Here is a 14,507-nt window from a genome sequence, read left to right as displayed (position 1 = left end):
AACCATACCGTCTACGGAAGAGGAGTGTCCATCGACAGTTGTCCGGTCAGCGGCCCGGCGCCCCAGCCGTCGCGCGCGACGGGTGCCGGACGGCGAAGTCGTCATTGCTCGACGTCATCCCGTCATCGCTTGACATGGCCGTCATCGGCGTCGCCAACACGGCCCAGTCGATAGCCGGCCTCTTCGACAAGGTCGCGGCCGACGTCAGCGGCCGCCCGTCCCCGCCGGGCGCTGGTGGAGTGCTGCGGCAACGTCATGTCGCGCTCCGCCCAGTCCGCGGCGGCGCTGTAGTCCTCGCTCATGGTCGATCCTCCCGCGTGGCGCTCAGCCGACGCCGCACCCGCGTGCGGGGCGCAGCCCACTGACCATTCACTGACCACGCCACCCTTGGAACGGTCGCGCCGACGGCGTCGATCGCAGTCGTCATCGCGCTGACCTGCACCAACACTCTGTGCGCCTGGGCAGATTCGAACTGCCGACACCCGCTTTAGGAGAGCGGTGCTCTATCCCCTGAGCTACAGGCGCGAGCATCCGGATGCCGCCGCGGCTCCGGAAGGGACCCGTCAAGGCTAGCGGACACGTACCGCCTGACGGGCACGTGGGCGTTGGCGCGAGCGCTGCTCAGCCGGAGGCGGCGCAGCGGCGCAATCTCCCGCGACGGACCTGGCCGACCGCTACCGTGTGGCCACTGACTCGCGACCTGCTCGGGTCCGTGTCTCGAAGGGCGGCAGTCGACAGTGGCGACACCTGCGGCCGGGCGTTCCGGCGACGGCCACGCGTCGGGACGGCCGACCCGCGTGCCCGCGCTCCTCGCCCACCGCTCCGCGGACTGGTCGCAACGCCTCCCGTCAGGCTCCCTCAAGCTCGCGGTGGTGGTCGCCCTGCTGGTTGCGATCATGGTGGCAGCGGGTGGCGAGAGTGGTCACGCGACCGCCGCCATGGTCGAGGGACCCCGGTACGTAGGGACGAGCGCACTGCAGTCGGCGATCATCGCGTGCTTCGCCCTCGTCTTCGTCAACCCGAGCATCGGTGCCGCGGTGGCGGCCGTCTCGTGCCTGGGTGTCGCCGCCGTGCCTGCGGCCAACACGGGCGCGCCAGGCATCTGGGCTGCTGCAGGCGGAGCGCTCCTGGTGCTGGCGGTCGCCGACGGCGTCACGCGGGCCCGCCAGCGAGCGGTGGGCCGCGTCTGGCGGCTGTCGTCGGAGGCCGTCGTTCTGGTCCCGGAGGTTCCCGAGCCGCTTCGGGCGCACCTCGTGCGCCCGCGCGTGACGCGGCTCGCCGGCGCAACAGCATGCCTCGCGGTCGGTGTGGCTGGGCTCGCGGTCTTTGCGCACGACGCGCGTGCGGCCGAGGACTTCCGCAGCGACTCGCTCGTGACGACGACGACCGTCGATGCTGTCACCGCGGGCGCTTCGGGCGTGCACGTGACCATCGACGACACGAGCTACCTGGTCCCGTTGCCGTCCTCCGACGCCGAGGTGGGCCAGCACATGGAGGTCCGCTACCAGCCGCGGACGCACCGGGCCGAGGCCACCATGGACGTCTTCGACCCCACGTACGCGCTCATCCCCGGCGTCGGCGGCCTGCTCGTCGGCACTGTCTGGTTCGCCGCGGTGCGACGGCGTCGTCGCGAGATGGTCGCGCTCCTGATTGACGGCGGTCCCGCGTTCCAGGTGCGAGCCACCTGGTCCCCCCGGTCGAACGGCGCACTGCTCACGCCGTTCGACGACGTCACCCGCACGTTCGCGACGGCGCCGCGTCTCGCCTCGTGGTGGGGTGCCGAGACCGATGAGCAGTGGCCGGACGACGTCAACGAGACCGACGACCGGGACTCGTTCGACGAGATCCCGGCGGTTCGAGTCGCGTCCCTGAGCGATGCCGAGCTGCTCGAGATGGCACGCTCGCTCGCGGACTCCGATGCCGACGACGGTCCGAGCTCGGCCTCGGTTCCGACGATGATGACGTGGGATCACGCACCCGTGGTCGTCGTCGGCCTCGACCACGACACCGCACCGGCCGCGCTGCTCGACGCCGACGGGCGCTGGTACGTCACCGAGACCGCTCTGACGCCGCCGCGCTGGCGGCGGCCGCGGCGCGCCGCGGCACCTGTCGATCCGCACGCGAACGACCGTTCCGCGTGGCGCATCTTCTCGGACCATCGGCAGTCGGTGCTCCTCCGCTTCGCGCGGCGCACCGGCCGATGGCTGCCGTGGGTGGCCCTGCCGGTCGAGGGCTGGGTGCTCGCCTGGCTGTTCGACGACGCCCCCGCGATCCGCGTGGTCTCGACGATCATCGCGATGCCCGTCGCCGGGTGGACGTGGTCCGTGCTCGGACAGGTGCGCCTGGATGTGGGCTCACGCTGGCTGCGTCTGCGAGGCAGGCTCGTCGACGAGCTCGTGGCGTGGCCGCGCGTGACGTCGGTCGTCAGCGACGACACGTCCCTCGTGATCCGTCTCGACACCGACAACGACTCGGACGGCGACGCGATCCTCCTGCCCGTCGCGGCCGACTCCCTACCCCTGACGCGTGGCAGCGGCGATCCTCGGGACGTCGCTGCGCGGGTGGAGAAGGCCCGTGTCGCAGGTTCCTCGGCAGTCCCGCCGCGCGTGCAGCGGTTGCCGTCGGTCCCCCTGCTCGCCGGGCTGTGCTGGCTGGTCGTGGCCCTGGTGGCCACTCAGCTCTGAGGGCCCGCGTCGTCCATCGGCCAGCGCCCCGGGACGTCCGCACCGATCAATCGCGCGACCCGGGGTTCAGGGACCTCCCGACCGGCCACGAGCGCCTTGCGAGCCCGCATGCTCGCGAACGCCTCCCGCAGCAGGGCGTCCGGGTCGGCGAACCCCGGCTCGGACAGGCTCATGACCGTGCTGACCGTTCGCCAGCCGCCGTCGGGCATGCCGGGCTCGGGCTCGGAGAGGCATGCGCGCAGGCGGGCACCGAGGTCGGCCCGGGCCCGACGCGCGTCGTCAGGACCCGGGGCCGCCGGGAGCCGGACGACGAGCACGAACTCGTCCCCCGAGATGCGTCCCAGGTCGGCCAGCGGTGGAGCCGCGCGGGTCAGCCGCGTGGCGATCGCGGCCAGCAGCAGGTCTCCGGTCTCGACCCCGTGACGGTCGTTGACCGACGCGAGGTCGTCGACGTCCATCAGGACGAGAGCGACGCGCTCGGGGGTGTCCGTGACCGCGGCGCAGTGCTGGCGCAGGCGCCGCAGCACGAGGTCGCGGTTGGCGAGACCCGTGAGTGCGTCGTGCAGGGACCGGACGGCGAGCACGGTCGACAGGGACCGGACGAGGTCCGACGTCGGCACGACCGCCCAGATGTGGGCGCGCACGAGCACGTCGTCATACCGGCGCTCGGTGGCCCGCGACATCGCGACGATCGCCGCCTCGGACACGAGCGCGTCAGGTTCCACGACGAGCGGCTGCCAGTCGGTGATCTCGGCGACCGTCTTGCGCGAGAGCATGGCCCGCCCGTAGCCGAGCCGGCCGGACATCACGGCCATGAACCGGTCGCGCGTGATGAGGCCGACGGCACCGGGATCGTCGTGGTCGAGGACGACGACGCTCGCGACGTCCGCCGGGCGGAACAGCTGCTCGAGGCGCGCGACGGTCATCGTGACGTCGACGGCCTCGACGGGGTGCGCGAGGGTCCGCACCGTCGGGCTGGCAACCGCAGGGAAGCCGCGGAGCGCACCACGCGTCCCTGCGCTGTACAAGGCGATCTGGCTGGAGTCCACGTCGGCACTATCCCGGCCGATCTGCCCGCTGACCAGGCATTCCATCCGAGGTTCGGCCAGAGTTCATCTCCGCGTCGACCACGGATGGCTGCTGGCCATCGCGAGCCGTTCCGCAGGTCCCATGGCAGGATCGCGCCATGAGCACAGAGGAGGCCTCGCCCGAGGCCAAGACCCCCGAGGCCGAGACTCCCGCGGCCGCGCTGCACGCCGTCGCCTCACCGAACTTCGACGACGACGTCCCCGCGGAGCTGTGGGTTGAACGGACCGGCAGGCGCACGTACACCGGGCGCAGCTCGCGCGGCGCCGAGGTCCTGATCGGGCCGGTCGGGGCGGGTGCGGTGTTCACGCCCGGTGAGCTGCTCAAGATCGCCCTGGCCGGATGCGTCGGGATGAGTGCGGACACGGCTCTCGCGCACCGCCTCGGCGACGACGTGCCGGTGACCGTGCGCGTGTCGGGGCCGAGCGACCCGGAGCAGGACCTCTACCCGGAGCTGCGCGAGGAACTCGTCGTCGACCTGTCGAGCCTCGACGCCGCCCAGCGCGAACGGCTCGTCGCGATCGTGCACCGCGCCGTCGACCTGCACTGCACGGTCGGGCGGACGCTCCAGCACGGAGCGAGCACGCACCTGACGATCGCTGGGGAGGACTGATGGCCCGCAGGCTGCGTCGGACCGCGGACGCGGAGGTCGTGCGCCGACAGACCCTCGACCCGACCGGCCCCCGCGCCGGCATGCTCGAGTCCGCGCTGGACAAGTCCGTGACGATCCCTGGCGCGCGGATCCACGAGCACGTCGACCAGCTGCGGCGACGCAACCCCTACGCGACCCCCGACCAGCTCGTGGCCCTCCTCGAGAAGGAGTACCTGCGCGTCATCCAGGGTGCAGGCGCTGCGGTCGGGGCGGCCGCTGCGGCACCGGCCGTCGGGACCGGGGTCGCCATGGCCCTGACCGTGAGCGACGTCGCGACGTTCTTCGGGGCGTCGGCGGCGTTCTCCCTCGCGGTCGCGAGCGTCCACGGGATCGACGTGCAGGACGTGCCCCGGCGCCGCGCGCTCGTGCTGGCCACGATCCTCGGCGAGGCGGGGGCCAAGGCCGTCGGCGACGCGGCCGAGATCAGCTCGTTGCACTTCGCCCGGACCCTGCTCACGCACATGCCGACGACGACGATCGCCAAGGTCAACACCACCCTGACGAAGCGGCTCATCCGACGCCAGGCTCTTCGGCAGAGCGCGCTGGGGTTCGGGCGGCTCGCACCGTTCGGCATCGGCGCGGTCATCGGTGTCGCGGGGGCGCGTGCGCTCGGCAAGACCGTCATCGAGGGCGCTCGGCTCGCGTTCGGTCCGGCACCCGTGCGGTTCCCCGAGGTCATCGAGGTCGTCGCGCCGGGCGGCCTGCCGCGCATCGTCGAGGGTCGCCCCTAGCCGAGAGCTCCCCGGCGGGGAGACCGCCCGTCACCAGCGGGAGTGCACGTGCTCCCGGATCGTCTCGTCGTACACGGCTTCGAGGCCGGCCAGGGTCGCCGCGTCGAGCGGTGCGAGGTCGGCCGCCCCCGCGTTGCCCCGGGCCTGCTCGGGCCGGCTGGCGCCCGGGATGACCGTGGACCCGCCGGGCTGGTCGATGATCCAGCGCAGCGCGAGCTGGGCCGTCGTCGCACCTGCGGGCGTGAAAGTCGCGACCTCGCGCGCCGCCCGGACTCCGACCTCGTACGGGACGCCCGCGAACGTCTCGCCGACGTCGAACGCCTCGCCGTGCCGGTTGTAGGTGCGGTGGTCGTCCGCGGCGAAGGTCGTGGCCTCGTCGTACCGGCCGGTGAGCAGGCCGCTCGCGAGCGGGACGCGCGCGATGATCCCGACCCCGGCTGCCAGGGCGGCGGGCAGGACGCGCTCGAGGGGCTTGCGGCGGAACACGTTGAGGATGATCTGGACGCTCGCCACGCGGGGGCGCGCGATGGCGGCGAGCGCCTCGTCGACCGTCTCGACCGAGACGCCGTACGCGGCGATGCGGCCCTCGTCGACGAGGGTGTCGAGCGCGTCGTAGGTCGCGTCGCGGCCGTACACCTCGGTGGGCGGGCAGTGCAGCTGGACGAGGTCGAGGGTGTCGACGCCGAGGTTCGCGCGCGAGCGGTCCGTCCAGGCACGGAAGTTGTCGAGCGTGTACGCGCCGGCCACGTGCGGGTCGGCGCGGCGGCCCATCTTCGTCGCGACGGTGATCGCGTGCCCAGGGCGCGAGGCGAGGAAGCGCCCGACGAACTTCTCGCTGCGGCCGTCGCCGTACACGTCGGCGGTGTCGAGGAATGTCACGCCGGCGTCGACCGCGGCAGCGAGGATCGCGAGTGCGGCGTCGTCGTCGACCGTTCCCCAGTCCGCGCCGAGCTGCCAGCAACCTTGCCCGATGACGGACACCGAGCGGCCCGTCCTGCCCAGAAGTCGTGTCTCCATGACCCTCACGTTAGCGTGACGAGCCTGCACGTCCCGATCCCGCAGGGGGTACTCATGGCCGGTCGACCGGCGACCCACGAGGTCAGCGTCGAGCGCGTGCTGCCGCTCGATGCGGGCGACGCGTGGGACCTCCTCGTCGACGCCCGTCATCACGCGCGGTGGATCCCGCTGACGCGCGTCGATGCACCGCCTCCTGCGCTCGGCGTGCAGGTCGTGGCCGTCTCCGGTCCGTTCGCGCGGCGCGGGGCGCCCGGTCTGGCGGATCGCATGCGCATCGACCGCTTCGAGCCTCCGGCGGGCGACGCGCCGGGCGTGGCGGTGTTCACCAAGCAAGGGCCGCTGCTGCTCGGCGAGGCGCGGATCGAGATCGCGGGTGCCGGACCGGGCCGTGCCCGGGTCACCTGGAGCGAGCGCGTGCACCTCGCCGGACCGCTCCCGGCCGCCGTGACGGGTCGGCTCATGGCCCCCGTGCTGCGCGGGATGCTGCGGTTCGCACTCGCTCGAGCGGTCCTCGAGGTGGCCGGCGCAACGAATCGTCGTCGTCGGGCCTGATCGCGCAACGAATCGCGCCCCCCGGCACGACGCAGCGAGTCCATGCTTCGCGCCGCGGCCTCGTACTCTCGAGGGGAGATCCGTCCTGCAGCCGACGACCCCGCCGCTGCCACCCTCCCCCAGGAGCCCCATGCCCATCCGCAGCATGCCCACCGCCCCGGGCGCCACGCCCCGCCGCTACCTGATGTGCGAGCCGGTGCACTACACGGTGTCGTACGAGATCAACCCGTGGATGGACTCGACGCGCTCGACGGACACGGACCTCGCCGTCCGGCAGTGGCGCACGCTGCGCGACGTCTACCTGGATCTCGGCCACACGGTCGAGACCATCGAGCCGCTCGTCGGCTACCCCGACATGGTCTACGCCGCGAACGGCGCCCTCATCGTGGACGGCATCGTCTACTCGGCCAAGTTCCGCCACACCGAGCGTGCCGCCGAGGGTCCCGCCTACCAGAAGTGGTTCGCGGACCGCGGGTACGTGACGCACACGGCCGCGGAGGTCAACGAGGGCGAGGGCGACATCCTCGTCGTCGGCGACGTCATCCTCGCGGGGACCGGGTTCCGCACGGACCGCGCCGCGCACGCCGAGATGCAGGACCTGTTCGGCCGCGCCGTCATCTCCCTCGAGCTCGTCGACCCGCACTACTACCACCTGGACACCGCGCTCGCGGTGCTCTCGAGCGACCCCGCGTCGCCGCAGATCGCCTACTACCCCCCGGCGTTCTCCCGCAGCTCGCAGTCGGTGCTCGCCCGCATGTTCCCCGACGCCGTCATCGCAACCGACCGGGATGCGGCCGCCCTGGGCCTCAACGCGGTGAGCGACGGGCTCAACGTCGTCGTCGCCCCCGGCGCCGTCGACCTCGCCCCCGCGATCCGCGAGCGCGGCTACACCCCGATCCCCGTCGACACGAGCGAGCTGCTCAAGGGCGGCGGCGGCGCGAAGTGCTGCACCCTCGAGATCCGTCCCGCACCGTGATGACGGCCCGAGCCTGAGGACCTGGACATGACCGGATCGCTCGCCCCCAACTACGCTCCGCTGCCCGTCACGATCGTGTGGGGCGAGGGCGCCTGGGTGCGGGACGCGGACGGCGTCGCGTACCTCGACATGCTCGCGGGGTACTCGGCGCTCAACTTCGGTCACCGCCACCCGGTCCTCGTGGCCGCGGCGCACGCGCAGCTCGACCGGCTCACGCTCACGTCACGCGCGTTCAGCCACGACCTGCTCGAGCCGTTCGCCGACGCGCTCGCCGCGCTGGCGGCACCGGCCGTCGTCGGGCCCCCGATGGTCCTGCCCATGAACACCGGGGCCGAGGCCGTCGAGACGGCCGTCAAGGCCGCGCGCAAGTGGGGCTACGAGGTGCGGGGCGTCGCACCCGAGCGGGCGACGATCGTCGTCGCCGCGGGCAACTTCCACGGGCGCACGACGACGATCGTGTCGTTCTCGACCGACGACGACGCCCGACGCGGGTTCGGCCCGTACACGCCGGGGTTCCGGATCGTGCCGTTCGGGGACGCCGACGCGGTGCGAGCAGCGATCGACGAGACCACCGTTGCAGTGCTGCTCGAGCCGATCCAGGGCGAGCAGGGCGTCGTCATGCCGCCCGACGACTACTGGCCGGCCGTCCGCGCGGCCTGCGACGACGCGCGCGTCCTCCTCATCGCCGACGAGGTCCAGTCCGGCCTCGGGCGCACGGGGACGACGTTCGCGTGCGAGCTGTGGGGCGTCCGCCCCGACCTCATGGTGCTCGGCAAGGCGCTCGGCGGCGGGATCCTGCCCGTGTCCGCCGTCGTCGGGCGCGCGGACGTGCTCGGCGTGCTCACCCCCGGCACGCACGGCTCGACGTTCGGCGGCAACCCGCTCGCGTGCGCGGTCGGGCTCGCAGTGGTCGAGCTGCTGGCGACCGGCGAGCACCAGGCCCGGGCCCGTGAGCTCGGCGCCCACCTGCACACGCGGCTGCGCACGCTCACCGAGGCCGGGCTCATCGCCCGCTCACGCGGCGTCGGCCTGTGGGCGGGCATCGACGTGGACCCCGAGCGGATGACCGGACGCGAGCTCTGCGAACGGCTGCTCAAGCAGGGCGTCCTGGCCAAGGACACGCACGGGTCGACGATCCGGCTCGCGCCGCCGCTCGTCATGGAACGTGCGGACCTCGACCTCGCGCTCGACCGGCTGGCCGTCGCGCTGGTCTGAGCGGCGCTCGCCTGAGTTGGCGCTCGCCTGAATGGTCGGCGCGGATCAGCCGAACTGGATCGACGTGTACAGCCAGCCGTCATAGGTGACGGCGCCGACATACGCGGTCGAATAGCTGCCGAGCATGATCGCATTGTGCCCGGGCGAGTTCGCGTAGGCGTTGATCATTGCCGAGGCACTCGCGGGGCTCACGCGACCGACGATCTCGGCCATGCTGCGGACCGTGCTGTGCCAGATGCTGTTCGACGCGGCCATCTGCCGCGCGTGCTCGACGCGCGCCGCTGACGACACGATCGAGAGGGCACCGAGACCCTGCGAGGCGCGGTAGGCGTTGAGCTCGGCGCCGATGGTGCCGGCGCTGAACACGTCGCCGACGCCCGACGCGGCGGGCGCTGCGGCTGGGGCGGCCGCGGTCGGGGCCGACCTGACGGTCTTGGCGGCTGCGGGCTTGGCGGTCTTCTTCGCGGCCAGTGCAGCAGCCTGCTCGGCGGCTGCCTGCTGCGCGGCCTGCGCTGCGGCCTGCTCGGCGGCGATGCGGGCGTCCTCGGCCACCTGCCAGGCCGTCTGCGCGTCGACCGCTGCCTGCTGGGTCGCCGGGACGGCCGCAGCTGCCGCGTGCAGCGTCGCCAGGCTCGTCCCGCTGCCTGTCGTGGCCATGGCGGCGCTGAGGGCGTCCATGGCCGCCTGGAGGGCGCCCCGCGAGGCGTCACCCGCGTTGGGCGTCGCCGCGAGCGTCGCCTGGGCCGCTGCGACGGCGGCGCCGGCTGTCGCGACCTGCGCCGCGCGCTGGTTCGCCACGGCCGCCTGCGCGACCGCGCGGTCCGCCGAGCGGACGAGGGACTGGTCGTCGGTGCGCGCGGCGACCTCGAGAGCGACCCGGGCGTTGACCCGCACCAGCTCGGCGGCGCGGGCCGAGCTCTGGACGGACGAGATGACGCCAGCGACGACGAGGGCCACGACGAGGAACGCCGACGTGACGACGAGGGTGAGCCGCGTGCTGCGGCGCGTCGACGAGGTCTGAGGCGGCGCCTCGACGCTGGGCCGCGCGACCTCGGGAGCGAGGCTCTCGACAGACGGCGCGGCCGACTGGGTCGGGAGGACGGGAGGTGCGAGCACCGGGGCGGTCGCGGACTCGAGGGCGCCGGCAGCGCGGGCGCGGGCCAGCGCACCGCGGCGCGCGACCGCAGCGTCTGCTGCCGTGCTCGCTGGGGTCGCCTCGCGCAGGTCCTTGCGGCCCGGGACTCGCTGGGCCGGGACCGCGTCGACGCGCTCGTCGTTTCTTACCGTCGCCATGAATGATTTCCTTTCAACGCCATGGCGACGATCCCGGAGAAAATCGGCATCTGCAAGGGACCGGAGGTGGGATTGTCCGATTTGTGGTCGCATGCCTGATAATCAGCGCGGCAATGGCGGCGTGTCGGGAATACCGGCGATTCCGTATTCATGCCGACACCACAGGGCAAATCGCCCATGCCGCCGCGGGTGCGCGTGCGCCATCATGGGGGCGTGCCGCCAGCGACCCTCCCCCACCCGGATCCGCTCGATCCCCTCGACACGGCGATCCTTCGGGAGCTCGCCGTCGACGCGCGGGCGAGCTACGCGGACGTGGGTGCTGCGGTCTCGCTCTCGGCGCCGGCGGTGAAGCGTCGCGTCGACCGGCTCCGCGCGCGCGGCGTCATCCGCGGCTTCACGGTGCGGCTCGACCCGGCCGCGCTCGGCTGGGAGACCGAGGCGTTCGTCGAGCTGTACTGCCACGGCTCCACGAGCCCGTCGACCATGCGCGCGGCCGTCGAGACGTACCCGGAGGTCGTGGCGGCCAGCACCGTGACGGGTGACGTCGACCTCGTGCTGCAGGTCCGCGCCCGGGACATGCGTCACCTGGAGCGAGTCGTCGAGCGTCTTGCCGCCGAGCCGTTCGTCGCGCGGACGCGCTCGACCGTCGTCCTGTCCGCGCTGCTGCGACGCCCCGACGTCCCGGCGGCACCGGCGGACTGAGTCGCCCGGCTACCGGTCTCTGGGCTCGCTCGCGGGCTCCAGGGCAATGCCCCGGCGCAGGTCAGCTGGTCGGCGCAGCCTCGTCGCGCGGCTTGCAGCGGTTGGTCACGACCATGACGGGGCACGACGCGTGGTGCAGGACGGCCTGGCTCGTCGAGCCCAGCAGCAGCCCGGCGAATCCCCCGCGGCCGCGCGACCCGACGATGATGAGGTCCGTCGCGGTGGAGAACTCGGTGAGCAGCTCGGCGCCCGAGCCGTCGAGCACGTGCCGGCGCACCGAGAACCCGGGGTGGTCCACGAGGGCTCGGTCGATCACGACGTTGAGGCCCTCGGTGACGTCCTTGAGCACCTGCTCGCGGTCGATCGCCGCCGGCAACCAGCTCAGCATCCCGGCGCCCTGACCGAGGGGCACCCCGGTGACGGCGATGAGCTCGGCGTCCCAGGCCTTGGCCTCGATGATCGCGGCCCGCAGGGCGATCTCGGCCTGCGGTGAGCCGTCGACGCCGACGACGATGCGGTGGACCGGCGAGATCGGGGGAAGCGAGTCCTCCGCCATGTCAGGCGCCGGCCGCGGCGCTCCCCGCAGCGGCACGACGACCGTCGGGCAGTAGGCGTGCGCCGGCAGGGCCGACGAGACGGTCCCGAGCACCCGGTCCGCGAAGCCTCCGCGACCGCGGGTCCCTACAACGGCGACCGCGACCTCGTGCGACAGCTCGACGAGCACGCCCGTCGCATCGCCGGTGGCGACGGTCGCGGTGACCTCGACCCCGGAGGACGCGATCCGCTGGGTCGCCTCCTCGAGGACGGCTTTCGCACCGGCCTGGATCGCGGTGTCGTCGAGGGCCGCGTAGCCGCCGTCAAGCGACGCCGCGGTGAACGAGGGCAAGGAGTAGGAGCAGACGATCCGCAGCGACCGGTGGTGCACCTTCGCGGCAGCCGCTGCCCAGTCGAGCGCGTGGAGGCTCGCGATGGAGCCGTCCACCCCGACCAGCACCACGTTGTCGTTCCTCATCGGTGGAACCTCCCCGCAGTCCTCATCGCCTGTGCGCTCACACTATGCCATCGGCGCATCGTGGCACGTCATAGACCCGGTCAGGCCTTGACGCGCGCTTGGCGCAATTCCCCCGTTGCGCAACGAGCTCGTCACGCGACGAGGTAGGGCGACCAGGTCGGCTCGTCCACGCTTGCCCCGCGCACGAGCGCAGCGGCACCGCGAGGGGCCCGCGGCGCGAACCCCAGCTCCCACCCGATCTCCTGGAGCAGCCGGTCCGCCTTGCGGTGGTTGCACCGCGCGCACGCGGCCACGACGTTGGCCCACTCGTGGCGGCCACCGCGCGACCGCGGGTGGACGTGGTCCACCGTGTCCGCCGCGCCGCCGCAGTACGCGCAGCGGTGGTTGTCCCGCTGGAGCACCGTCCGGCGCGTCGGCGGCACGACCCGTCGCATCGGCACGTGCACGTACCGCGTCAGGCACAGGACCAGAGGGAGCGGGACGGCCGCGCGTTCCGAGTGCAGCATCCGACCGTCCATCTCCAGGATGGTGGCCTTCCCTGTCATCACGAGGGTGACGGCCCGGTGCACGCTCACGATGCACAGCGGCTCGAGGCTCGCGTTGAGCAGCAACGTCCGGCGCGGCACTGGCATCAGCACGGCGAACTCCTTGACCCGGTCGGAGGACCCGGCTGGCTGTCCGGGTCCGCAGGGGGAGGTGCAGGCGCGACCAGAGTACGCGGTGAGGACAAGGAAAAGGCCCCGGAGGTGCTGTGCGCACCGCCGAGGCCCTTCACCTGATGAGGTCAGCCGATCCGGATGAACACCGGGGCGCTCTGCCAGATGGACCGGAACTGGACCGTCTTGCCGGGACGCGGCGAGTCGATCTGGTCGTTGCCGCCCGCGTAGATCGAGATGTGGCCGGGGCTCCAGATCAGGTCGCCCGGCTGCGCGTCGGCCCGCGAGATGACCGTGCCGGCCGCCTTGATGCCCGACGACGTGCGCGGCAGCGAGACGCCCAGCTGCGCGTACACGTAGGAGACGAACCCGGAGCAGTCGAACCCGGCCGGCGTCGTGCCGCCCGAGAGGTACGGGGTACCGACGTAGCGGGCTGCGATCTCGAGGACCGCGTTGCCCGACACCGACTGCGGGACCGGGTTGTTGGCGACCGCGACGCGGGGAGCGGCGGCGCGGGCGGCGGACCGCGCGGCCGTGGCTGCAGCGGCGCGCGTGACCACGGGAGCCGGGGCGACGGCGGTGACCGCGGGGGCGTCGGAGGACCATTCGGCTTCCGCCGGGGCCGTCACGACGGGGGCTGTGGCCAGGACCGCGCGGGCCGAGGCGGTCAGCGATGCGGTGTCGACCGACGGGAGCGAACCGGCAGCTCCGCCGGTGGCTGCACCGGCCGGCGAGCCGAACATCGTGACCAGGAGGCCCGACGACGCGGCGACGACGACGGTGCGACGGCCGACCGTGCCCATCGAGCCGGTGGCGGCGTTTGCGAGGTCATGAAGCGGAGTCGTGGGTCGTCGCGCTGAACGATGTCTGGCGCGGGTGATGCTCTCGGTCACGCGGTGCCTCTCCTTGCGCCTACGAGGTGAGCTGTCGGGTTCGGGTTGGAGAAGCACCCGGCCGTTCAGATGGACTGACCATCCGTTCGGCTTCACCCCAAGGACACCGTGTTCCGGTGCCCACGTCTTGGTTCCCCCGCCCCTGCCGGCGAAGTTGTACGGACCCGGAGCGGCGGCAGGGTTCAGCGTCCGCACCAGGGCTTCGCTGGAGGAGGGTTCCTACGAAGCAGGACGAACGTACAGGACGGCGGCGTCGAATGTCACGCTCCGGTCACGACCAGTTCGGGGTGAGATCGGACATACCGCTGCGACCTGCAAGGACGTCAGGACACGCGCACGAACACGTGTCGCGCGAGGTCGTCCGGGAGGTCCAGGACGGTGTCTGCTCCCGGCACGCTGACGGTCACGACGCCCGGTCCGCGCTCGATGTCGACGGTCACCCCGGGACGCACCCCGGCGCGGTCCAGGCGCGCCAGGAGCTCCACGTCGGACTGCAGCGGCTCCCCGAGTCGCGCGACGACCCCGCGGGTCCCCGCGGTGCCCGCAGCGTCGGCGACGGCCACCAGGGGCGTCACGCCGTCGAGGAACGACACCGACGTGCGCTCCTCGTCGAGCTCCTCGAGGCCGGGGATGGGGTTGCCGTACGGGTCGAAGTGCGGGTGGTCGAGCAACGCTGCGATCCGGCGTTCGACGCTCTCGCTCATGACGTGCTCCCAGCGGCACGCCTCCTCGTGGACGAACTCCCAGTCGAGCCCGATCACGTCCGTGAGGAGCCGCTCCGCAAGACGGTGCTTGCGCATCACGCGGGTGGCCTTCGCGACGCCGACCGGGGTGAGGTCGAGGTGCCGGTCACCGTTCACGACGACGAGGCCGTCGCGCTCCATGCGCGCGACCGTCTGGGACACGGTCGGACCGCTGTGGCCGAGCCGCTCCGCGATCCGGGCGCGCAGGGGCGTGATGCCCTCTTCGATGAGCTCGTAGATCGTCTTCAGGTACATCTCGGTGGTGTCGATCAGGTCACTCACGGGGATACTCCGC

Annotated in this window: 15 protein-coding genes, 1 tRNA gene and 1 riboswitch; of the genes, 7 read left to right on the top strand and 9 right to left on the bottom strand. The window is 72.7% G+C overall.

What is annotated here, in order from left to right:
- Positions 1 to 122 precede the first annotated feature (122 nt).
- Entirely contained in the window at positions 123 to 302 is a 180-nt protein-coding gene (locus DDP54_RS10960) for a hypothetical protein (RefSeq protein WP_109131764.1), read from the bottom strand.
- A gap of 150 nt (positions 303 to 452) precedes the next feature.
- Positions 453 to 525 (bottom strand) — tRNA-Arg (locus tag DDP54_RS10955).
- Positions 526 to 737: 212 nt separating this feature from the next.
- On the opposite strand from DDP54_RS10955, the gene DDP54_RS10950 reads away from it, so the two are divergent.
- Positions 738 to 2,684, top strand: a complete 1,947-nt coding sequence (locus tag DDP54_RS10950) for a hypothetical protein (RefSeq protein WP_109131763.1) — start codon at positions 738 to 740, stop codon at positions 2,682 to 2,684.
- Here the strand turns inward: DDP54_RS10950 and DDP54_RS10945 are convergent.
- Complete coding sequence (locus tag DDP54_RS10945; protein WP_158274507.1) at positions 2,675 to 3,733, bottom strand: GGDEF domain-containing protein; 1,059 nt, start codon at positions 3,731 to 3,733, stop codon at positions 2,675 to 2,677. The two genes, DDP54_RS10950 and DDP54_RS10945, sit on opposite strands and share 10 nt — an antisense overlap.
- A gap of 137 nt (positions 3,734 to 3,870) precedes the next feature.
- On the opposite strand from DDP54_RS10945, the gene DDP54_RS10940 reads away from it, so the two are divergent.
- Positions 3,871 to 4,383 carry an OsmC family protein gene (locus DDP54_RS10940; protein WP_109131761.1) on the top strand — a complete coding sequence of 171 codons (513 nt, stop codon included), beginning with the start codon at positions 3,871 to 3,873 and terminating at the stop codon, positions 4,381 to 4,383.
- A complete protein-coding gene (locus tag DDP54_RS10935; protein WP_242448347.1) occupies positions 4,383 to 5,153 on the top strand; it encodes a hypothetical protein in 771 nt (256 codons plus the stop codon). Before DDP54_RS10940 ends, DDP54_RS10935 begins: the two co-directional genes overlap by 1 nt.
- 30 nt (positions 5,154 to 5,183) lie before the next feature.
- On the opposite strand, the gene DDP54_RS10930 is transcribed toward DDP54_RS10935, so the two are convergent.
- A complete protein-coding gene (locus DDP54_RS10930; protein ID WP_109131760.1) occupies positions 5,184 to 6,170 on the bottom strand; it encodes an aldo/keto reductase in 987 nt (328 codons plus the stop codon).
- Positions 6,171 to 6,185: 15 nt separating this feature from the next.
- On the opposite strand from DDP54_RS10930, the gene DDP54_RS10925 reads away from it, so the two are divergent.
- The 3 genes from DDP54_RS10925 (at position 6,186) to rocD (ending at position 8,913) form a co-directional block, all read left to right on the top strand.
- Positions 6,186 to 6,722: an SRPBCC family protein gene (locus DDP54_RS10925; protein ID WP_109131759.1), complete on the top strand. Its 537-nt coding sequence runs from the start codon at positions 6,186 to 6,188 to the stop codon at positions 6,720 to 6,722.
- Positions 6,723 to 6,852: 130 nt separating this feature from the next.
- Positions 6,853 to 7,698, top strand: a complete 846-nt coding sequence (ddaH, locus tag DDP54_RS10920; protein ID WP_242448346.1) for a dimethylargininase — start codon at positions 6,853 to 6,855, stop codon at positions 7,696 to 7,698.
- Positions 7,699 to 7,725: 27 nt separating this feature from the next.
- On the top strand, positions 7,726 to 8,913 hold the full coding sequence (gene rocD / locus DDP54_RS10915; protein ID WP_109131758.1) for an ornithine--oxo-acid transaminase: 1,188 nt from the start codon (positions 7,726 to 7,728) through the stop codon (positions 8,911 to 8,913).
- A 45-nt stretch (positions 8,914 to 8,958) separates the two neighbouring features.
- Here the strand turns inward: rocD and DDP54_RS10910 are convergent, their stop codons facing one another.
- On the bottom strand, positions 8,959 to 10,206 hold the full coding sequence (locus DDP54_RS10910) for a CAP domain-containing protein (protein WP_109131757.1): 1,248 nt from the start codon (positions 10,204 to 10,206) through the stop codon (positions 8,959 to 8,961).
- 213 nt (positions 10,207 to 10,419) lie between these two features.
- On the opposite strand from DDP54_RS10910, the gene DDP54_RS10905 reads away from it, so the two are divergent.
- Positions 10,420 to 10,908, top strand: a complete 489-nt coding sequence (locus DDP54_RS10905) for an Lrp/AsnC family transcriptional regulator (RefSeq protein WP_242448345.1) — start codon at positions 10,420 to 10,422, stop codon at positions 10,906 to 10,908.
- Positions 10,909 to 10,969: 61 nt separating this feature from the next.
- Here the strand turns inward: DDP54_RS10905 and DDP54_RS10900 are convergent, their stop codons facing one another.
- From DDP54_RS10900 to DDP54_RS10885, 4 genes are all read right to left on the bottom strand, one after another.
- A complete protein-coding gene (locus tag DDP54_RS10900; protein ID WP_109131755.1) occupies positions 10,970 to 11,920 on the bottom strand; it encodes a universal stress protein in 951 nt (316 codons plus the stop codon).
- A gap of 131 nt (positions 11,921 to 12,051) precedes the next feature.
- A complete protein-coding gene (locus tag DDP54_RS10895) occupies positions 12,052 to 12,552 on the bottom strand; it encodes an HNH endonuclease (protein WP_109132528.1) in 501 nt (166 codons plus the stop codon).
- 152 nt (positions 12,553 to 12,704) lie between these two features.
- Positions 12,705 to 13,469, bottom strand: a complete 765-nt coding sequence (locus tag DDP54_RS10890; RefSeq protein WP_109131754.1) for a C40 family peptidase — start codon at positions 13,467 to 13,469, stop codon at positions 12,705 to 12,707.
- Between the two features lie 2 nt (positions 13,470 to 13,471).
- Positions 13,472 to 13,667: riboswitch (cyclic di-AMP (ydaO/yuaA leader) on the bottom strand.
- A 125-nt stretch (positions 13,668 to 13,792) separates the two neighbouring features.
- A complete protein-coding gene (locus DDP54_RS10885; RefSeq protein WP_109131753.1) occupies positions 13,793 to 14,494 on the bottom strand; it encodes a metal-dependent transcriptional regulator in 702 nt (233 codons plus the stop codon).
- Positions 14,495 to 14,507: the final 13 nt, after the last annotated feature.

Origin of the sequence: Cellulomonas sp. WB94 (assembly GCF_003115775.1) — a bacterium.
Classification (GTDB): domain Bacteria; phylum Actinomycetota; class Actinomycetes; order Actinomycetales; family Cellulomonadaceae; genus Cellulomonas_A.
Note: the sequence above shows the minus strand (reverse complement) of the source record. Positions and strands in the feature narration are given on the sequence as shown.

What these genes read in the sequence shown, in the direction of transcription:
- DDP54_RS10960 (WP_109131764.1), bottom strand. Translation starts at nt 302, where the DNA reads ATGAGCGAGGACTACAGCGCCGCCGCGGACTGGGCGGAGCGCGACATG.
- DDP54_RS10900 (WP_109131755.1), bottom strand. Translation starts at nt 11,920, where the DNA reads ATGAGGAACGACAACGTGGTGCTGGTCGGGGTGGACGGCTCCATCGCG.
- ddaH (WP_242448346.1), top strand. Translation starts at nt 6,853, where the DNA reads ATGCCCATCCGCAGCATGCCCACCGCCCCGGGCGCCACGCCCCGCCGC.
- DDP54_RS10930 (WP_109131760.1), bottom strand. Translation starts at nt 6,170, where the DNA reads ATGGAGACACGACTTCTGGGCAGGACGGGCCGCTCGGTGTCCGTCATC.
- DDP54_RS10940 (WP_109131761.1), top strand. Translation starts at nt 3,871, where the DNA reads ATGAGCACAGAGGAGGCCTCGCCCGAGGCCAAGACCCCCGAGGCCGAG.
- rocD (WP_109131758.1), top strand. Translation starts at nt 7,726, where the DNA reads ATGACCGGATCGCTCGCCCCCAACTACGCTCCGCTGCCCGTCACGATC.
- DDP54_RS10935 (WP_242448347.1), top strand. Translation starts at nt 4,383, where the DNA reads ATGGCCCGCAGGCTGCGTCGGACCGCGGACGCGGAGGTCGTGCGCCGA.
- DDP54_RS10910 (WP_109131757.1), bottom strand. Translation starts at nt 10,206, where the DNA reads ATGGCGACGGTAAGAAACGACGAGCGCGTCGACGCGGTCCCGGCCCAG.
- DDP54_RS10895 (WP_109132528.1), bottom strand. Translation starts at nt 12,552, where the DNA reads ATGCCAGTGCCGCGCCGGACGTTGCTGCTCAACGCGAGCCTCGAGCCG.